4 protein-coding genes and 1 pseudogene are annotated in these 3,156 nt (G+C 54.4%); 3 read left to right on the forward strand and 2 right to left on the reverse strand.

Annotated features, from left to right (window positions below):
- Together WCJ41_RS20955 and WCJ41_RS20960 are read right to left on the reverse strand one after the other, a co-directional pair.
- Positions 1-731: pseudogene (locus tag WCJ41_RS20955) on the reverse strand (helix-turn-helix domain-containing protein); the annotation flags it as partial.
- Positions 732-862: 131 nt separating this feature from the next.
- A complete protein-coding gene (locus WCJ41_RS20960; protein ID WP_336907779.1) occupies positions 863-1,294 on the reverse strand; it encodes an Rrf2 family transcriptional regulator in 432 nt (143 codons plus the stop codon).
- A gap of 130 nt (positions 1,295-1,424) precedes the next feature.
- Between WCJ41_RS20960 and WCJ41_RS20965 the strand changes: the two genes are divergently transcribed.
- The 3 genes from WCJ41_RS20965 to WCJ41_RS20975 form a co-directional block, all read left to right on the forward strand.
- The gene (locus WCJ41_RS20965) at positions 1,425-1,799 is read left to right on the forward strand and encodes a cytochrome c family protein (protein ID WP_336907780.1); all 375 of its coding nucleotides are present in this window, start codon (positions 1,425-1,427) and stop codon (positions 1,797-1,799) included.
- Positions 1,800-1,968: 169 nt separating this feature from the next.
- Entirely contained in the window at positions 1,969-2,454 is a 486-nt protein-coding gene (locus WCJ41_RS20970) for a hypothetical protein (protein WP_336907781.1), read from the forward strand.
- A gap of 44 nt (positions 2,455-2,498) precedes the next feature.
- Positions 2,499-3,156 (forward strand): multicopper oxidase domain-containing protein (locus WCJ41_RS20975; RefSeq protein ID WP_336907782.1); only part of this gene is annotated, 658 nt, incomplete at its 3' end.

Consider the following 3,156-nt stretch of genomic DNA (forward strand, 5'->3'; position numbering starts at 1 on the left):
GATGAATGCGGGGCTGGTGATGAGGGCATGGGCCTTGAGGATCCTGTAGGCTGAGGCCTCTGACACGAAGTATTTTTCCGTGTCGGTGAAGCGAACGGCCAGTTCCCGGGGCGACAGGTCCGGCTCGTCGAGCGCCAGCTTGACGACCTTGTCCCGAACCCCGTCCGGGATACGGTTCCAAACCCTTCCCGGCTGTGGACGGCGGTCCTCGAGCGCCTCAGGCCCGCCGGCGCCATATCGATCGTACCAGCTGTAGAAGGTCGGCCGGAGAATACCGAGCTTCTCTAGCGTCCGCCGGACTGGGAGGTGCGACTGCTCAACCAACTGGATGATCTCCAGCTTCTCGGAGGCGGGGTATCTCATTCCTCGTCTCCCCCATCCGCGACCATGCTTTTTTTGAGCAGGCGGTTTTCCAGCGTGAGATCGGCCACCAGGACCTTCATGTCCCGCACCTCGCGGCGAAGATCCTTGACCTCGCCGCTGGTCGCCGCCCGGGCCGTATCCCCGGCCAGGCGCTTCTTCCCGGCCTCCAGGAACTCCTTCGACCAGCTGTAATACAGGCTCTCGGCAATACCCTCCCGCCGGCACAGCTCGGCGATGCTGTACTCACCCCGCAGCCCCTCCAGCACGATGCGGATCTTCTCCTCGGCCGAATGGTGCTTCCGGGTCGCCCGGCGGATGTCCTTCACAATCTGATCGGGCATCGCCCGCGTCTCGGATTTCTGTCTCATCTGCGCTTCTCCTAAGAGTTACGATGAGCCAGAAATCCTCCCTTCCTCAAGTCACCCGGTTTGTCTCAAAAGCGCTGCCAACGGACACAACAGACCCTAGGACCCTTCTGTTGTTGTCGCATCGATAGATCCTAAACAGAAAGCAGAGACAATATGCTCTTGGGCTGGCGAGCCAGATCAGCCAAAGTCGCCGCATCCAGATGGAGATAGAAGGCCTCCAGAGCCTGAGCCAGTAAATGCTTCAATCTGCAGGCACGTGTGATGACACATGTGTTGGTGGCAGGATCAAAACATTCCACCAAATCGGAACGTGATTCGGTCATCCGAAGAACTGCCCCAATGCTGATGTCTTCAGCCGGCCTGGCAAGGCGCAATCCACCATTGCGGCCGCGCACTGCTTCGAGGACCCCTGCCACCGCAAGTTCATTGGCGATCTTCATTAGGTGGTTCTTTGAGATCCCATAGCTTTTCGCAATTTCAGAAATGGTCACGAACTGATCGGGATGCACGGCGACATAGATCAACATTCTCAATGCATAGTCACTGTAACTGGTCAACCGCATGAATTTGTCACCATCTTGCCCATAAGATGCAAATGATATACATCATAAAAATTCACCGCCTCAATCGATAATCTAGTCTGACTCCGTTGACAAATTGATGCAGTCAGAATGACAAAAAGGGAACCGGGCCATGAAACTCTCTCTCTTCGTCTTCTTGGCTCTTGTTGCTGTTGCAAATCCCGCCTCGGCCGATAGCGATGCTGACCAAGGTAAGCAGATATTCAAGAAGTGCGCCGCTTGTCATTCTGTCGCTGACAGAACAAACAGGGTTGGTCCTTCGCTGCTTGGTGTCGTCGGTCGCAGGGTCGCCTCGGTAACCAATTTCAACTATTCTGACAGCATGAAGGAATACGGTGCAACAGGTGCCGTATGGGACGAGAAGACACTTTATCTCTACCTCACTGATCCAAAAGCAATTGTCGCCAGAACCAAAATGGCATTTCCGGGTCTGGAAGAGCAGTCAGATCGTGCCAATCTGATCGCCTTCCTAAACACCGCAAAGTAGATCCATTTTCCCCAGAGTTTCCGTTGGGCCCGCATTGCCAGCTGTCGTGAGCTCGAAAGCGCGGGCCATTGTTCTGGAGCAACCAACGAGCTGATTTGATCCAAATCAAGGTATGGAATCTCATTTCTCCAGAAAGATGCATATCATATACCGCTTTGAGGAGGCAATCATGAAGATCCGAAATATTCTAGCCAGCGCGCTTGTTGTCGGCAGCCTTATGGCGTCCACAGCCTTTGCCGAGACGGTGGTCAAAGTCACTCTGATCGACAAAATGGGAACCCCTGATCTCAGCAAGCCGCTCGGATTGGGGATGGGCATGAAAGCCGACATGTCGACCGCCAAAATGGGGATCAACATCAACCCCAAAACGGCCGCGCCCGGTAATGTGCGATTCGACGTGACCAACCTCGCAAGCAATCTTGTTCATGAGGTCTTGATTGCGCAGATAACCGACGAAAACCAGCTGCTGCCCTTCGATCAGGGCCGCAACAAAGTGGATGAGGAAGCGGTGCGTTCTTTGGGCTCCGTGTCTGAGATTGATCCCAACAAGACGGCCTCCCTCACGCTTGATCTGAAGCCTGGAAAATATCTTCTCTATTGCAACGTTGCTGGCCACTACATGGCGGGCATGTGGACTGTGATTGAGATCAAGTAACCCGGTGCATCGCGCCATTCACTTCAGAGATCAGAGGATCTATCATGTCGACTCTCAATCGGTACAACTCAGTCGTTCTTTCTCGTCGTAATCTTTTGGTAGCGACCGCGGCAACTGCCGCAGCCGTGGCCGCTGTTGCACTCTCTACGGAGCAGGCACACGCCGATGATGCGCAGACAGATCTTTCAAAGCTGCCCCGTGTAAAGCAGAAATTAGTGGCACCACCCTTTCTGCCAGAGCATGAGCAGGTAGTAACCAGTGGACCAAAGATCGTGGAGGTGACGCTCACTATCGAGGAAAAGAAGGTCGTCATCGACAATGAAGGAACCGAGATCTGGGCTTTTGCCTATGATGGTTCGGTTCCGGGACCCATGATCGTTGTGCACGAAGGTGACTATGTCGAGCTCACTTTAAAGAACCTTCCCACCAACCTGATGGAACACAATATTGATTTTCATGCCTCAACCGGCGCATTGGGAGGAGGTGCGTTGACGAAGGTGCTCCCCGGCGAAGAGGTTGTCCTGCGCTGGAAAGCCATCAAGCCTGGCGTGTTTGTCTATCATTGCGCACCCGGCGATGTGATGATCCCCTATCACGTGGTTCACGGCATGAATGGCGCGGTGATGGTTCTGCCACGCGATGGCCTGAAGGACGACAAGGGCAACCCCCTCAAATATGATTTGGCTTACTACATCGGTGAGC

This window comes from Aestuariivirga sp., assembly GCF_037139295.1.
GTDB lineage: Bacteria > Pseudomonadota > Alphaproteobacteria > Rhizobiales > Aestuariivirgaceae > Aestuariivirga.